The sequence below is a fragment of the Nocardia arizonensis genome (genome assembly GCF_001310275.1).
In the GTDB taxonomy this organism is placed as follows: Bacteria; Actinomycetota; Actinomycetes; order Mycobacteriales; family Mycobacteriaceae; genus Nocardia; species Nocardia arizonensis.
On sequence record NZ_LGYZ01000084.1, the window covers coordinates 20,668 to 34,420 of the forward strand.

The window sequence follows — 13,753 nt, forward strand, 5'->3', positions numbered from 1 at the left end:
TGTGGCCGCTCCGGTCACAGGGCCGCGCCGAGTCCGTCGGCCCAATTCTCCCGCGCGCGCCGTGCGCTTCTGGTCCGGGCCGCGAGGGTGGCGGGGGCGAGGTCGGCGCCGTGCAGCGCGGCCAGATACACCTCGGCGATCGACATATCGCCCGGGAATTCGCGGAACAGCCGCTCCAGACGCGGCAGCAACTCCTGGGACCGGCCGCGGTCGACCTCGATGCGAGCGAATCTGATTTCCACGGCCCGCAATTCTCCGGCGAGTTCGCGCCGATATCGGTCGATTCGACGGCCGTCCAGATCGGCGAGCGGAACTCCGCGCACCGATTGCAGTGCCGCGGCGAGGAATTCCCTGGCCTCGGGATCCCCGAGTTGGGCGGCGCGTTCGGCCAATGTACGGAATTGGTGCAGGTCGACCCATTCCGGTGGCACTTCGAGCCGGTACGTGCCGTCGCCGTCGATCAGTGCGCCGCCGAGTCCGATCGGCCGCAAATGATCGCGGCGCAGACTGTCGGCGACCAGGCGCACCGCGGATTCCGGGTCGCGTGGTGCGATATCCCATATCCAGTCGATGAGTTCGGCGACACAGACCGATTGCCCCATCGCCGCCAGCAATGCGGTGAGCAGGCGGCGTTGGAGCACGTCGCCGAGCCGGGCGGAGGTGCCGTGGACTTCGGCCTCGACAACGCCGAGCAAACGGAATTGCACGACCGACCGGAGGGGCGTGCGCTCACCGCTCGCCATGGAATTCGTCCTCACTGTAGGAAATCTGTCTGTCGCACCGCGGGATCCGATCCGATTGCACACCTGCCGATGTCATGACGCCCGCCCTGCTCGGGCGCTTTCCTGGATAGCGGAGCGGGTAATCGGTCCCCGCGATCGAGGGAGATGTAATGAGCGACAACATATTTATCGAGGGGGACTTCAACGCGAAGTTCGCAAAGAGTAGCTTCAGTGACGGCGGAGGTGAGTGTGTCGAGGTCGCCTTCATCGGCGGCGGAGTCGCGGTGCGCGATTCGAAGAATCGGTCCGGCCCCGTGCTGCGGTTCACGTCGTCGGAATGGCGGGCATTCCTCGCCGCGGTGCGCGGCGGCGAATTCGATGCGGGCGTGTAGTGCCTTCGGGGCGGTGCCGCAGCGGGATCGCTGCGGCACCGCCATCCCGAGTATTCCCGGTCCGCCCGGGTCATCGGTCCGAGGAGCGGCGTAGGTCGGCGGCGATCTCGCCGAGGAAGGCGCGAGCCTCGTCGTCGAAGAGGGCCATTCGCCGCAGCAGATTCCAGCGCTCGCGGTACAGGTCGATCTCCTCGGGCGCGCGCACGGTGCGGTTGGCGTCGACCATGTCGATCGAGACGAGCGGATCGGGTCCGTCGTAGATGACGAAACTGTGGGGGATCGTGGTGATCGCCTCGACATCGGAGGCGATGATGCCGATCGAGACGGTTTCCAGGGTGCTCACCGAGGCGATCCGGTCCAACTGGGCGAACATGATGTGGCGCGGCCCGGGCCGCGCTCGCAGCGCCGTCTCGCCGATGAGGAATTCGAAGCGTCGTTGCGGGTCGTAGAGCGCGGGCTGGCGGTCCAGCCGGGCCGCGACCGCGGCGGCGAGTTCGTCCGGGCCGTAGGGCAACTGGAAGCAGGCGAAGACGCGGCGCGCGTAGTCGGCGGTCTGCAACAGGCCGGGTACCAGGGTGGGCTGGAAGTTGTACACGGTCGTCGCGGTGGATTCGTGGGCGCGGTAGTCGTCCTGTAGGTGCTCGCGGGTCGCAAGGGCCGTGCGCCACGTGCTGACCTCCGAATGCGCCGATTCGGTGAGATGGCGTAGGAGGCGCTCGGTTTCGGCGGATGCGCCGACCTCTCGGCTCCATGCCGTCACCTGGGGTAGCGACGGCACCGCGTGACCGGTTTCGATGCGCGAGAGGGTGGATTGGCTGATGCCGACCCGGGTCGCCAGATCGCGACCGGAGATGCCCGCGAGATCGCGCAGCCGACGGAGCTCGGCGGCGAGTCGGGTGCGCGGCGCGGCCGCTGCTGGGGGCGATCCGGTTGCGCCGTCTTTCCCCGCTCGATTCGTTTGACCCATTGCGAGCCGAATTGAACCATCGTGATTCCCGGTGGTCAAGCCGAGATTCGCTGCGTGTTGGCGGCGTTCCGGCGGAGGAGTGAGACGGTGCGGGTATTCACCGGCTCGCCGACCGCGGATCGGCGTCGCCGCATTCGCGGGTCGACTCGAATCGAAATGCGTCCTATTCGATTCCTGGCTGGTCGCGAAGGTCGGCCGACCTTCGGCCACCCGGGTTTGCGGACACCGGTCTTCCATAATGCGAATGCCGGTGCCGCCGCCGCGTTTTCCGGCGACGCCGCACCTGGAGCGCGCCGAAATGGTCGTTGTGCGAGCGATTCCTGAAGCCGCCAGACGGCGACACGGTGAGATAGCTAACATATTGCTGATGGTTGGTTCCCTGGCCGTTGCGTAGTGGATGTGAGAAGCTGGGTCGAGTTGAAATGTGATTGCTCCAAAGGGAAGTCGCGCCGTGCGACCGCTGCCGGCGATCGACCGGGAGGGGTTGGTATCGCGATTGCCGGCGCGGTGCGGTGAGTGTCCGGCGATCGAAATCCTTTCGGCTGAAAATACTTCGACAAATGCCGGTGGGTCGGTCGATGGCGGGTTAAGGTGCGATGAAGATCACATTCGAGAATCGGATAACTACCGGTTCCGGGCCGTGGGGCTCGGAGGCATCGGAGGGATGACGAGTGGTCGATACAGCCGGCGGGCATATGGCAGGGGTTCTCGTGCTACCGCCCACATTCGGAGAACTGCTCAGACGACTACGGCAGAGCCGGGGCGTCTCGCGCGAGAAACTTGCCGTCGGCGCCGGAATGAGCGTCAGTTATCTCACCCACCTCGAGCGCGGTGAGCGGGGCAGGCCGACGCGCACGGTGGTGGAGGGACTCATCCGGCATCTGGATCGGATCACCGCACTGTCCTGGCCGGATCGCCGACATCTGTTCGACCTCGCGGGTATCCGGGAGGTCGGAGCGCCCGACGTCGCGCAATTGCGGGCCGAGATCACCGCCGATATGCGCCGGGGTCTGGCGCTGCACCTGCCGCACCCGGCCTCCTACTTCGACGCGCGATGGAATCTGCTGGCCGCGAACAGTGCGGTGGCCGCGGCGTTTCCTGGATTGCGCGAAGGCGCCAATATCCTGCACTGGCTGTTCGGCGACGACATCGCGCGCCGCGTCGTGGTCGACTGGGATCGGGTCGCCGCGCTGTCGGTGGCGGGACTGCGCGGTCGAATCGGGCGATTGCAGGCCGGTGAGCATTTCGCCGATCTGCTCGCGGAGCTGGGTCGCTATACGGAGTTCCTGGCGTTGTGGCAGCGCGGTGAGGTGACCTATTTTCGCGAGCGTCCCGTCCTGCGGCTGCGCGACCCGGACACCGGCGTCGGTCGCGCCCTCGATGTGCGGATCTACGACGTGGACAGCGGGAGCCATCCGGGTTGGGTGCACTTCTTCGGCACGAGTCCGGCCGGTTGATAGAACCTGTTCTAGACAATATGGGTATTTTGTCTTAGCCTCGAATCATGCAGGCAGAGTTGTCTCGGGACCCCGCCGCGGAGCCGCGGTTCGAATTGCGCAGCGCCGACACCTGGGCGGACCCGTGGCCGATGTATCGCGCACTGCGCGACCACGATCCGGTCCATCGCGTCATACCCCCGGGCCGTGCGGACGAGGATTACTACGTCCTGTCGCGCTACCGCGATGTGCACGCCGCCGCGCGCGATGTCACCACCTTCTCCTCGCGGTGGGGTCTGACCGTCGACTACACCGACCTCGACGACATCGGTCTGCCGCGACCGCGCCCTTTCGTCTTCACCGATCCGCCGGACCACACCGTTTTCCGCAAACAGGTCATGAAGGGATTCACCCCGCGGCAGGTGCGCTCGGTGCGACCGCGGGTCCGGGCCTTCGTGGTGGAACGGCTCGAGCGGTTGCGGGCGGCGGGCGGCGGCGATATCGCCGCCGAGCTGTTCAAACCGCTGCCGAGCATGGTGGTCGCGCACTACCTCGGCGTGCCCGAACAGGACAGGGCGCGATTCGACGAGTGGACCGATCTCATCATGGCCGCCTCGGCGGGCGGCAACCCCGTCGGCGCCCAGGACGCGGTCGCCGAACTGATGCAGTACTTCACCCGGCTCATCGAGACGCGCCGCGCCGCCCCCGGCGACGACACCATCTCGCATCTGGTGGCCTCCGGCATGGGCGCCGACGGCGACTACGCGGGCATCATCTCCATCCTCGGCTTCGCCTTCACGATGATCACCGGCGGTAACGACACCACCACCGGCAACCTGGGCGGTGCGGCGCAACTGCTCACCCGCTATCGGCACCAGCGTCGCCTGCTGATCGAGAATCCCGCGCTCATTCCCGACGCGGTCGAGGAATTCCTGCGGCTCACCTCCCCGGTACAGGGACTCGCGCGCACCACGACCCGCGATGTCGAGGTCGCGGGCACGACGATCCCCGAGGGTCGCCGCGTCCTGCTGCTCTACGCCTCGGCCAACCGCGACGAACGCGAATACGGGCCGCGGGCGGGCGAACTCGACGTGCGACGCGCGCCCAAGGGCATACTGACCTTCAGCCACGGCAACCACCACTGCCTCGGCGCGGCCGCCGCGCGAATGGTGGCCTGTGTCACGCTCGAGGAACTGCTCGCCCGCTGCCCGGATTTCACCGTCGATCTCGATGGCGTGCGCTACGCGCCGGGCAGCTACGTGCGGTGGCCGGATCGGGTGCCGTTCCGGGTGTCGGCATGACCGACTGGCTGCGCCCCGCCCGCGCGGATATCGCCGCCGAACAGATCCTCGACGCCGCGGCGGAGCTGTTCGTCCGTCGCGGGGTGACCAATACCGGGATGGGGGAGGTGGCGCGGGCGGCCGGATGTTCGCGAGCCACGTTGTACCGGTACTTTCCCAACAGGCACGCTTTGCGGATCGCCTTCGTGCACCGCGAGGCGCGCCGGGTCGCCGCCGCGGTCGCGGCCGAGATCGCGGGTGTTCACGATCCGGCCGGGCGGATAGTGACCGCCATGCTCGCCTCGCTGCGTATCGTGCGCGCCGATCCCACGCTCATCGCCTGGTTCACCGCGCGCGATGCCGGACTGGCCAACGAGATCGGACAGGGCTCCGATGTCATCGAGGCCATCGCCGCGGGTCTGCTGCCCGAAGCGGTCGCCGACGACGCGGGCCGATTGCGCTCGGCGCGCTGGGCGGCCCGCGTCATCCTGTCGTTGCTCACCGTGCCGGGACTCGACGCCGAGGACGAACGGGCGATGCTCGAGCAGTTCGTCGCGCCCGTGGTCCTCGGCGGGTTCGACACGTCCGCCCGTGGGTGACCCAGCCGCCGCCCCGCATGTCGTGACCGACCTGGCCGCCGAGACCGTGCCCGGGTGACCGGCGGATATCCCCGCGCCGCCACGGCGCACCGGTGAGAAACCGGTAGCTCACCGCGCGACCCCGCTCGCGCCGGGAGCCGAACGGGTGGCCAGTGCCGTGATGCCGCCTTCGAGGAAGGGGATCAGCGCCGCGTAGCGTTCGCGGTAGTCGCCCGTGCGCAGCCGGCCGTGGGTGATGTGGTCCAGCCGCAGATTATCGGCGAAGGTGTGCATGGCGGCGGCGACCAGATGCGTATACGCGTCGTAGAGCGTCGCGTCCGGCGCGGCGGGGAACAGTTGGCGCAGGCCGTCGATGAACTGCCCTGCGATGGCGTTGAATTCGTCGGCCACCAGCAGCAGGACCGGTTGCCGCGAACTCGAGTTCTGGGCGAGCAGGCGCAGATAGTCGCGGGCGCCGTCGTCGCCGTCGGCGAGTTCGAGCAGCGGCAGGGTGAACGCCTCGATGAGGGCGCGCAGCCTGCTCGCGCGGGAACCGCGGCGCGGCAGTGCCGCCAGCAGTTCGCGGCGGCGGTTGTTCAGCGGCACCGCGCGGCGCAGCAGCACATCGCGGAACAGCGCCTCCTTGCCCCCGAAGTGATCGCTGACCGCGGCGACCCTTGTACCCGCGTGATCGGTGATGTCGCGGACCCCGACGCCGTCGAAACCGTGATCGGCGAACAGCGATTCCGCGGAGTCGAGCAGTCGGGCGCGTACGCGCGCCCGGTTGACGGCGCGCGGTCCGTATGGCGCGTCGGCCTTCATCGACCCATGATGCGATGTTCCACATCGCCGATGCCGTCGAGGGTCAGGGTGAGGGTGTCGCCGGGTGCGAGCCAGTGTCCGGTCTCCATACCGCTGCCGCCCGGGAGTGTGCCGGTGGCGAACAGTTCGCCCGGCAGCAACTGCTCGCTGGTGCTGGCATGGGCCAGCGCCTCGCCGATGGTCCACTGCATACCCGCGGTGGTGACCGTGCTGACGGTCTCGCCGTTGATCCGCACCGAGCCGGTGAGTTCGCCGACCTTCGGCAGTATCTCTTCGGCGGTCACCGCGGTCGCCGACATCGAGCTCGCGAAGTGTTTGGCCTTCTGCGGTCCAAGTCCGCTGGTCATCTCGGCGGTCTGCACGTCGCGCGCGCTGAGATCATTGACCAGCACGAAGGCGCCGATGGCGGCCAGCGCCTGTTCGGGTGTCGCGTCCAGCAGCGGGGCGGCCAGGACGAAGCCGAGCTCGAGTTCGAAGTCGAGCGCCTCGGTGTAGCTCGGCGGCGTGATCGGCGTGCCGGTGGGTACGAAGGTCAGGTGGTTGGACATGTAGTAGATGGGCTGTCGGTAGAACAGCGGGCGCGGCTTGTAGAGCGGGAAGTCACGGCGGGTGAGCCGTTCGACGACGGCGGCGGTGCGCGCGAGTCCGGGGTGGAAGCGGGCCATCATGCCGCGGCCTGCATCGATATTGTGTTGTTCGAACAGCAAGAAATCTCGGAACGAGAGCGGCTGGAACGGCAGCAGCGCGTCGGTGCCGCGCAGATGACGACGGGCGATCTCGCGCAGCCGGTCGGGGGCGAAATTCGAGCCGCCGAGTGCGGTGATGTCGTCGTGTGCGACCCACTGCTCGTCGTCGAGGCGCTCGGTGATCAACTCGTCCCCGACGAGTACGCGGCGCAGTTTCATTCGGCCTCCAATTTCTCGGAACAACTGTTCCGAATATAGCAGTGCCGATGCTAAGTTCGGAACAACTGTTCCGGGAATGGGAGTTGGGTATGCGGTACTACCAGGTCGCCGACAATGTGTTCTGCGTCGAGGGCACCGACGTCAATATGGTGCTCGCCCGCGACGGGGGCGCGCTGACCCTGATCGACGCGGGTTGGATCGGCGACGCGGGTGTCCTCGAGGAATCGGTGCGCGCGCTGGGCCACAGACCCGAGGACATCGCCGCGGTGCTGCTCAGCCACGCGCATCGGGACCACATCGGCGCGATCTCGCATCTGCACGCGCGCTACGGCATTCCGGCTTACACCTCCGCTGCGGAGGTCGGCCACGCGCGCGGCGAATATCACGAATCCGCCACCCCCCTCGACGTGATCAGCCGCGCCTGGCGGCCGAGGACCGCGGCGTGGGCGTTGCGCATCGCGGCGGCGGGCGGACTGCGCGACAACAGCGCACCGCATATCCAGCCCTTCCCCTCCGACGGCCCGCTCGACCTGCCCGGCTCGCCCATTCCTATCGCAAGCCACGGTCACACCTCCGGGCACAGCGGCTTCCACCTGCCACTCGCGGGCGTGGTCGCGACCGGTGACGCGCTGGTCACCGCCCATCCGACCAGCCCTATCAGCGGACCGCAGATCCTGCCCGACTTCTTCAACCACTCCACCCCCGCCACCGTCGACGGACTCGCGGGCTTCGAGGACGTCGACGCCGAGCTGGTGGTCCCGGGGCACGGCCCGCTGTGGGACGGAGGCGTCCGGCGTGCCGTCGAACTCGCCCGAGAACGCGCGACCGGTCGGTGACCTGATATTTCGTCTCCAACCCGACGGACGCCCGGCATAGCATGGGGATGCTCCGCTCTGCCATCGCGACCGGCGCGCCGACGTCGAGGGCGGCCGCGCGGCGGCGGATCTCGAACGATCTCGCGAATAGCCGGGTGGCTCAGCGGCTTTCGTCGAGGAACAGCGGCGGCAGATAGTGGATCATCAGCGTCGACCAGGTCAGATGGATGAGTATCGGCGCGCGGACACCGCCGGTGCGGCGGCGTTCGAGGCCGAGCAGCGGACCCATCACCGCCGCGGCGAGGACAAGCGCGGGATTGCGGGTCGCCGCGGTGCTCACGACGTAGATCGCGCTCGACACCGGAATCGGATGCGGGCCCGCGGCGGCGTACACCGCGCCTCGGAAGAACACCTCCTCGGCGGCGCCATTGGCCAGTGCGGTGAGCAGCACCGGCGGCGTCGGCGCGCGGTCGGCGTAGCGCAATACCCCGGCGATCGCCTTGCGCAGGAAAGGGATCCGGCGCGCGACGAGGGCGCAGCCGTAGAAGACACCGAAGGCGGCGACCCCGGTCGCGATCGGCGCGAGCACCGGCTCGCGCCGATGCTCGTCGGTGCGCGGAGTCGTGGCCAGCCCGCCGATGGTCCAGGTGGCCGCGGTCGCCGCGGTCAGCGCGTAGAAGTCCGTACCTGCCGGGCGCGTGGACAGGGACGCGCCGAGCAGTGCGGTGCCCGCGAGGGCGATTCCCGCGACCCGGATACGATGCCCGGTCGCGCTCTCGCGGCGGGCGTGGGCCGCACGCTGCGTCACGAGGCGTGTCGCACGCTGGGTCATGAGGCGTGTCGCACGCTGGGTCATGAGGCGTGCCGCACGCCGGCGCGCTCGCCGAGTGCGCGCAGTACCGCCTCGTCGTATCCGATCGGCTCGAAGGGCAGGAATTCGCGGATGGAGTCGTCGCGGACCACGACCTCGTTGACCATGGAATCCACCAGCGACCGGCCCGTGGTGAGGTCGACGTCGGTGACCAGCGCCAGCCACATCGACGACAGTCGCGGCGAGAGCAGCGGAACCGGCACGATCGCGGGCTTGCGGCCCTCGATACGCGCCACCCGGCGCAGCATGTCGATGTATTCCAGCACGTCCGGGCCGCCGATCTCGAAGGTGCGCCCGGCCGTCCGCGGAATGGCGAGTACGCCGACCAGATAGCGGATGACGTCGTCGACCGCGATGGGCTGGGTCCGGGTGCGCACCCAGCGCGGGGTGACCATCGCGGGCAGATGTTCCACGAGCTGGCGGGTGATCTCCCAGGATATGCCGCCGTCACCGACGATGATGCCCGCCCGCAGCGTGGTCACGGCGACCCCGGACGCGCCGAGCAGACCCTCCACTTCGCGGCGGCTGCGCAGATGTTCGGACAGGTCGTCGCGGTCGTCACCGAGTCCGCCCAGGTAGATGATCCTGGCGACCCCCGCCTCGGCCGCCGCCGCGCCGAAGTTCTCCGCCGCCGCGGCGTCCCTGCGGCGGAAGTCGGCGGTGGCCAGGGAGTGGACCAGATAGTAGGCGCTGTCGCATCCCTCCAGTGCGGCCCGCAGCGAGGCGCGGTCGGCGACATCACCCCGCACCGGCGTGCCCGCGCCGTGGTAGCGGCCGGGATGTCTGGTCATGGCGCGCACCTGGTATCCGGCCTCCTCGAGCGCCGGGCACAGTCGCCTGCCGATGAAACCGGTCGAGCCCGCGACGAGCACTGTCATCTCGCATCCTCTCCGGGTGGCGCGCCTGCGACCCGCTGCCATCGGAGACGGCGCGCGATGGTCTCTTCATGATCTCGTTGGTACCCGCGTAGACCATCTGTACACGGCTGTCGGCCGCATTTGTTCCGCGCTCGCCGTCGACGGTCCCGCTCGACATCGTTCGCCCCGGTCCGCGTGGTATCGGCATCGTGGTCGATCGTCGAGCCCCGCCGCCGCGACCGTTGGGTTCGTGGTGTCGGCGGCGGGATCGCCGCGAGTGTGTAATATAAGTTGAAACTTATATAGGGAGGTTGTTGCCATGGTCTTACTGACCGATCCGGCGGCCGTCGCGGGACTGGTGGCTCGGGAGGTCCGTTCGGGAGAGCGCGACGGCGCGCCGACCAGGATCGCGATCGCGCGGCGCACCTACGCCACCGATCGGGCGGATCTGTGGAGTGCGCTCACCGATGCCGAACGGCTGCCGCGCTGGTTCCTGCCGGTCACCGGCGAGTTGCGCGTCGGCGGGCGTTACCAGCTCGAAGGCAATGCGGGCGGCCTCGTCGAACGGTGCGACGAGCCGGAGAGTTTCGCGGTGACCTGGGAGATGGGTCCGCAGATGTCCTGGCTCGAGGTGACCCTGACGCCCGACGGCGACGGCACGCGGCTGGAACTGGTGCACGAGGCGATGGTCGATCCCGACTTCGCGACGCGGTTCGGGCCCGGTGCGGTCGGCGTCGGTTGGGATCTGGCCCTTGTGGGACTCGGCCTGTACCTGAGCAGCGGAGAAGCCGTGGACCAGAGCGCGGCGATGGAATTCCCGACCACGCCCGAAGGTATCGCCTTCGTGCGCGGCGTCGCCGAGAGCTGGGCAGCGGCGGCGGCGGCCGACGGCGACGACCCGATAGCGGCGTACACCGCGGCCGAGAACACCATCGTGTTCTATACGACGGTGCCGGAGGAGGATTCCGAATCCTGATGGACGTCGCGGCGGCCGTGATCTTCGAGGCGCTCGGCGACCCGGTGCGCCGCGGCATCCTCGAGATCGTGGCCCGGGAGGAAAGTTCGGCGGGCGCGATCCTCGACGCGGTGCGCGCCACGGCCGCGATATCCCAGCCCGCCGTCTCCCAGCATCTGAGGGTGCTGCGCGAGGCCGGACTCGTGACGGTCCGGGCCGAGGGCACCCGCCGCATCTACGCCGTCGACCCGGCGGGCGTCGAGGCGGCGCGCGCGTGGCTGGTTCGGCTGCTGCATCCCATCGAGCAGTTCGCTCAGCCGCTGGATGCACTGGCCACCGAGGTCGCGCGCGGGCGCCGCGATCGGCGGGTCGCGGGCGAACAGGGGATCGGGAGGCGGCGCGCGCACGAGGATGGTGCGCCATCCCGCCGATCGGGGTAGTGCGGTCGGTGAACCGCACGGGGGCCGACGCCGTTTCTATCGAGACGCCCCTACCGACCGGAGACGGAGACCCAGATGACCGCCGCCCGCCCGACCCCGCCCTGGCCCGAGGGCGCCATGCTGCTCACCGACGGTGGACTCGAGACCACCCTGGTCTTCCACGAGGGTCTCGACCTGCCGGATTTCGCGGCATTTCCCCTGGTGACAACGGCGCCGGGCCGCGCGGTACTGCGCCGCTACTATCGCGCCTACGCCGAGATCGCCCGGCGGCACGGACTCGGCATCGTCCTGGACACGCCCACCTGGCGAGCCTCGGCGGACTGGGGCGCGCGGCTGGGCTTCGACGCCGACGACCTGGCCGCGATCAATGGCGCGGCGGTCGCCCTGGTGGATGAGATCCGCGCCGAATCCGCGCCGGGCACACCGGTGTTCCGTTCGGGGAACGTCGGACCGCGCGGGGACGGCTACCAGGTCGGCGCGCGGATGACGGTGCGCGAGTCACGCGAATACCACCGGCCGCAGGTCGCCGCGTTCGCCGCGGCGGACGCGGATCTGGTCACGGTGCTGACCATGACCTACGCCGAGGAGGCCGTCGGCGTCGCCGAGGCCGCGCGTGCAGAATCCATGCCGGTCGCGGTCGGATTCACCGTGGAGATCGACGGTGCCCTGCCGTCCGGGCAGTCGCTCGCGGAGGCGATCGAACAGGTCGACGCGGCGACCGGGGGCTATCCGGTGCATTACGGCATCAACTGCGCGCATCCCGATCATTTCGCCTCGACACTGCGGTCGGAGCCGTGGGCCGAGCGAATCGGGCTGTTGCGCGCCAACGCCTCTCGGCTCAGCCACGCCGAATTGGACGAGGCCGCCGAACTCGACACCGGCGATCCCGCCGAATTGGGCGAACAGTACGCCGCACTGCGTCGACGTTTCCCGAATCTCGTTGTTCTGGGCGGCTGCTGCGGAACCGACGACCGGCACGTCGCCGCGATCGCGGCCGCCTGCGCGGGCGAATAAGTCGGGAAAACTTTGGGGGACCGGCTTATCGGTCGGTCCCCGGGTGGAACGCGGGGTCAGCGACCGAATCCGGCAAGCGGACTGGTGTCGCACGCGCGGTCGGGTGCCGTGAGGACCGGCGGTGTCGAGGGCAGGCCCAGCGACACCGTCGTGCGACGAGTGCCGGTGCGGGAGTGGTCCTTGTCCGGCAGCGGGCGATTCGCGCCCGCGCCGACCAGCGCCAATTCCGCGTTGCCGCGCACACATTCGGGATCGGGCCCGTCCAGCGGAAGTCCGGTGAAGAACTTCGCGGCCATGCAGCCGCCGCGGCAGGAGTCGAAGGCCGAACACGCGGTGCACGCGCCGCCGGTCTGGGGTTCGCGCAGGCTCGTGAACAATTCCGACTCGCGCCACACGGTCTCGAAGCCGCCCGGTGCGCGCACATTGCCCGCCAGGAACTGGTCGTGGATGGCGAACGGGCAGGCGTACACGTCGCCGACCGGGTCGATCAGGCATACCACCCGACCCGCGCCGCACAGATTCAGTCCCGGCAGCGGTGCCGAACCGAGCGCGTTGAGATGGAAGAACGAGTCACCGGTCAGCACGTTCTCGCCGTGCGCGATCAGCCAGTCGTAGATCTCGCGTTGCTGATCGATGGTGGGGTGCAGATCCTGCCAGACATCGGCCCCGCGCCCGGACGGTCGCAGGCGGGTGATGCGCAGCTGGGCATCGAAACGGTCGGCGATGGCCTTGAACTCGTCGAGCTGACCCACATTGTGGCGGGTCATGACGACCGAGATCTTGAAGCCGGTGAAGCCCGCGTCGGCCAGATTCTGCATGGCGCGGATGGCCGTGTCGAACGAACCGGCACCGCGGACGGCGTCGTTGACGTCCGCGGTGGCGCCGTCGATGGAGATCTGCACATCGACGTAATCAGTGGCGGCGAGTCTGCGCGCCTTGTCCGGGGTGAGGCGAACGCCGTTGGTCGAGAACTTCACTCCAACGCCGTGATCAACGGCGTAGTCGAGCAATTCCCAGAAGTCCGAGCGCACCGTGGGTTCGCCGCCGCCGATATTGACGTAGAACACCTGCATCCGCTGCAACTCGTCGATGACCGATTTGCATTCGGCGGTGGTCAATTCGCGGGGGTCGCGGCGACCGGAGGCCGACAGGCAATGGGTGCACTGGAGATTGCAGGCATAGGTCAGCTCCCAGGTCAGGCAGATGGGTGCGTCCAAGCCGTATTCGAAGTGCTCGACAAGTTTCATGGTGGATCCCGTTCGATTCAGGACGCGCGGCGCGGGTGGATGGTGCCCGATTCGCACAATCCGCGCAGGGCGCGCAGATACCGATCGTGGTCGGCGGCGGGGACGTCGGCGGCGGTCAGGGCGCTGAACGCGTCCGCATGGTGTTCCAGCGCGCGCACGACGGTCACCAGCCGGGGTGTCTTCAGAAACGACAGTCGTCGGGTCGCGTAGTCGTAGACCAGCGCGCCGAAGGGTTCGGGCCGCAGCGACACCGACCCCGCCAGGGTGTAGGGCAGGGTCGGGTCGAAGGCTGCGGGGTCAGTAGACACCGCACATTCCGTCGATCGAGACCTCCTCGACGAGGACGTCCTCGACCAGGTTGTCGTCGGTGTCGGTACGGGTCACATCACTCATGGCCAAACCTCGCCTTGCCGTGGGGCTAATGTGACCGCCAGCATAATGGCATCGAATGA

17 protein-coding genes are annotated in these 13,753 nt (G+C 68.7%); 8 read left to right on the forward strand and 9 right to left on the reverse strand.

Going from position 1 to position 13,753, the window contains the following annotated elements:
- Positions 1 to 14: 14 nt before the first annotated feature.
- Positions 15 to 743, reverse strand: a complete 729-nt coding sequence (locus APZ21_RS18970) for an AfsR/SARP family transcriptional regulator (protein WP_063125164.1) — start codon at positions 741 to 743, stop codon at positions 15 to 17.
- A gap of 149 nt (positions 744 to 892) precedes the next feature.
- On the opposite strand from APZ21_RS18970, the gene APZ21_RS18975 reads away from it, so the two are divergent.
- Positions 893 to 1,114, forward strand: coding sequence for a DUF397 domain-containing protein (locus APZ21_RS18975; protein ID WP_054814680.1), 222 nt, complete (start codon positions 893 to 895; stop codon positions 1,112 to 1,114).
- 70 nt (positions 1,115 to 1,184) lie between these two features.
- Here APZ21_RS18975 and APZ21_RS18980 read toward each other — a convergent pair whose 3' ends face one another.
- Entirely contained in the window at positions 1,185 to 2,081 is an 897-nt protein-coding gene (locus tag APZ21_RS18980; RefSeq protein ID WP_054814798.1) for a helix-turn-helix domain-containing protein, read from the reverse strand.
- A 695-nt stretch (positions 2,082 to 2,776) separates the two neighbouring features.
- On the opposite strand from APZ21_RS18980, the gene APZ21_RS18985 reads away from it, so the two are divergent.
- Genes APZ21_RS18985 through APZ21_RS18995 form a run of 3 tightly spaced genes read left to right on the forward strand, consistent with a single transcriptional unit; the run spans position 2,777 to position 5,396 of the window.
- Positions 2,777 to 3,538, forward strand: coding sequence for an MmyB family transcriptional regulator (locus APZ21_RS18985; RefSeq protein WP_054814681.1), 762 nt, complete (start codon positions 2,777 to 2,779; stop codon positions 3,536 to 3,538).
- A 47-nt stretch (positions 3,539 to 3,585) separates the two neighbouring features.
- Positions 3,586 to 4,818 (forward strand): cytochrome P450, encoded by a 1,233-nt coding sequence (locus tag APZ21_RS18990; RefSeq protein ID WP_054814682.1) that lies wholly within the window; start codon positions 3,586 to 3,588, stop codon positions 4,816 to 4,818.
- A complete protein-coding gene (locus APZ21_RS18995; RefSeq protein WP_054814799.1) occupies positions 4,815 to 5,396 on the forward strand; it encodes a TetR/AcrR family transcriptional regulator in 582 nt (193 codons plus the stop codon). Before APZ21_RS18990 ends, APZ21_RS18995 begins: the two co-directional genes overlap by 4 nt.
- Positions 5,397 to 5,504: 108 nt before the next feature.
- Here the strand turns inward: APZ21_RS18995 and APZ21_RS19000 are convergent, their stop codons facing one another.
- Both APZ21_RS19000 and APZ21_RS19005 read right to left on the reverse strand, forming a co-directional pair.
- Positions 5,505 to 6,197: a TetR/AcrR family transcriptional regulator gene (locus tag APZ21_RS19000; RefSeq protein WP_054814683.1), complete on the reverse strand. Its 693-nt coding sequence runs from the start codon at positions 6,195 to 6,197 to the stop codon at positions 5,505 to 5,507.
- On the reverse strand, positions 6,194 to 7,102 hold the full coding sequence (locus APZ21_RS19005; RefSeq protein ID WP_054814684.1) for a fumarylacetoacetate hydrolase family protein: 909 nt from the start codon (positions 7,100 to 7,102) through the stop codon (positions 6,194 to 6,196). Before APZ21_RS19005 ends, APZ21_RS19000 begins: the two co-directional genes overlap by 4 nt.
- Before the next feature lie 47 nt (positions 7,103 to 7,149).
- On the opposite strand from APZ21_RS19005, the gene APZ21_RS19010 reads away from it, so the two are divergent.
- Entirely contained in the window at positions 7,150 to 7,938 is a 789-nt protein-coding gene (locus tag APZ21_RS19010; RefSeq protein WP_239476708.1) for an MBL fold metallo-hydrolase, read from the forward strand.
- Positions 7,939 to 8,077: 139 nt separating this feature from the next.
- Here APZ21_RS19010 and APZ21_RS19015 read toward each other — a convergent pair whose 3' ends face one another.
- Complete coding sequence (locus APZ21_RS19015) at positions 8,078 to 8,725, reverse strand: CPBP family intramembrane glutamic endopeptidase (RefSeq protein WP_239476709.1); 648 nt, start codon at positions 8,723 to 8,725, stop codon at positions 8,078 to 8,080.
- Positions 8,726 to 8,769: 44 nt separating this feature from the next.
- Positions 8,770 to 9,666 carry an NAD(P)H-binding protein gene (locus APZ21_RS19020; protein ID WP_054814685.1) on the reverse strand — a complete coding sequence of 299 codons (897 nt, stop codon included), beginning with the start codon at positions 9,664 to 9,666 and terminating at the stop codon, positions 8,770 to 8,772.
- A 298-nt stretch (positions 9,667 to 9,964) separates the two neighbouring features.
- Here APZ21_RS19020 and APZ21_RS19025 point away from each other — a divergent pair, with 298 nt between their 5' ends.
- The 3 genes from APZ21_RS19025 (at position 9,965) to APZ21_RS19035 (ending at position 12,054) form a co-directional block, all read left to right on the forward strand.
- Positions 9,965 to 10,621 (forward strand): SRPBCC family protein, encoded by a 657-nt coding sequence (locus tag APZ21_RS19025; protein ID WP_054814686.1) that lies wholly within the window; start codon positions 9,965 to 9,967, stop codon positions 10,619 to 10,621.
- The gene (locus APZ21_RS19030) at positions 10,621 to 11,040 is read left to right on the forward strand and encodes an ArsR/SmtB family transcription factor (protein WP_054814687.1); all 420 of its coding nucleotides are present in this window, start codon (positions 10,621 to 10,623) and stop codon (positions 11,038 to 11,040) included. Before APZ21_RS19025 ends, APZ21_RS19030 begins: the two co-directional genes overlap by 1 nt.
- A 75-nt stretch (positions 11,041 to 11,115) precedes the next feature.
- Entirely contained in the window at positions 11,116 to 12,054 is a 939-nt protein-coding gene (locus tag APZ21_RS19035) for a homocysteine S-methyltransferase family protein (RefSeq protein WP_054814688.1), read from the forward strand.
- 56 nt (positions 12,055 to 12,110) lie between these two features.
- Here the strand turns inward: APZ21_RS19035 and mftC are convergent, their stop codons facing one another.
- From mftC to mftA, 3 genes are read right to left on the reverse strand one after another with little or no spacing between them, the layout of a single operon-like run.
- A complete protein-coding gene (gene mftC, locus APZ21_RS19040) occupies positions 12,111 to 13,301 on the reverse strand; it encodes a mycofactocin radical SAM maturase (protein WP_054814689.1) in 1,191 nt (396 codons plus the stop codon).
- 17 nt (positions 13,302 to 13,318) lie between these two features.
- A complete protein-coding gene (gene mftB, locus APZ21_RS19045) occupies positions 13,319 to 13,609 on the reverse strand; it encodes a mycofactocin biosynthesis chaperone MftB (protein WP_054814690.1) in 291 nt (96 codons plus the stop codon).
- Positions 13,599 to 13,694: a mycofactocin precursor MftA gene (gene mftA / locus APZ21_RS19050; protein WP_054814691.1), complete on the reverse strand. Its 96-nt coding sequence runs from the start codon at positions 13,692 to 13,694 to the stop codon at positions 13,599 to 13,601. Before mftA ends, mftB begins: the two co-directional genes overlap by 11 nt.
- Between the last annotated feature and the right edge of the window lie 59 nt (positions 13,695 to 13,753).

Coding starts and splice junctions, on each gene's coding strand:
- APZ21_RS18970 (WP_063125164.1), bottom strand. CDS start 743: ATGGCGAGCGGTGAGCGCACGCCCCTCCGGTCGGTCGTGCAATTCCGT.
- APZ21_RS18975 (WP_054814680.1), top strand. CDS start 893: ATGAGCGACAACATATTTATCGAGGGGGACTTCAACGCGAAGTTCGCA.
- APZ21_RS18980 (WP_054814798.1), bottom strand. CDS start 2,081: ATGGGTCAAACGAATCGAGCGGGGAAAGACGGCGCAACCGGATCGCCC.
- APZ21_RS18985 (WP_054814681.1), top strand. CDS start 2,777: ATGGCAGGGGTTCTCGTGCTACCGCCCACATTCGGAGAACTGCTCAGA.
- APZ21_RS18990 (WP_054814682.1), top strand. CDS start 3,586: ATGCAGGCAGAGTTGTCTCGGGACCCCGCCGCGGAGCCGCGGTTCGAA.
- APZ21_RS18995 (WP_054814799.1), top strand. CDS start 4,815: ATGACCGACTGGCTGCGCCCCGCCCGCGCGGATATCGCCGCCGAACAG.
- APZ21_RS19000 (WP_054814683.1), bottom strand. CDS start 6,197: ATGAAGGCCGACGCGCCATACGGACCGCGCGCCGTCAACCGGGCGCGC.
- APZ21_RS19005 (WP_054814684.1), bottom strand. CDS start 7,102: ATGAAACTGCGCCGCGTACTCGTCGGGGACGAGTTGATCACCGAGCGC.
- APZ21_RS19010 (WP_239476708.1), top strand. CDS start 7,150: ATGCTAAGTTCGGAACAACTGTTCCGGGAATGGGAGTTGGGTATGCGG.
- APZ21_RS19020 (WP_054814685.1), bottom strand. CDS start 9,666: ATGACAGTGCTCGTCGCGGGCTCGACCGGTTTCATCGGCAGGCGACTG.
- APZ21_RS19025 (WP_054814686.1), top strand. CDS start 9,965: ATGGTCTTACTGACCGATCCGGCGGCCGTCGCGGGACTGGTGGCTCGG.
- APZ21_RS19030 (WP_054814687.1), top strand. CDS start 10,621: ATGGACGTCGCGGCGGCCGTGATCTTCGAGGCGCTCGGCGACCCGGTG.
- APZ21_RS19035 (WP_054814688.1), top strand. CDS start 11,116: ATGACCGCCGCCCGCCCGACCCCGCCCTGGCCCGAGGGCGCCATGCTG.
- mftC (WP_054814689.1), bottom strand. CDS start 13,301: ATGAAACTTGTCGAGCACTTCGAATACGGCTTGGACGCACCCATCTGC.
- mftA (WP_054814691.1), bottom strand. CDS start 13,694: ATGAGTGATGTGACCCGTACCGACACCGACGACAACCTGGTCGAGGAC.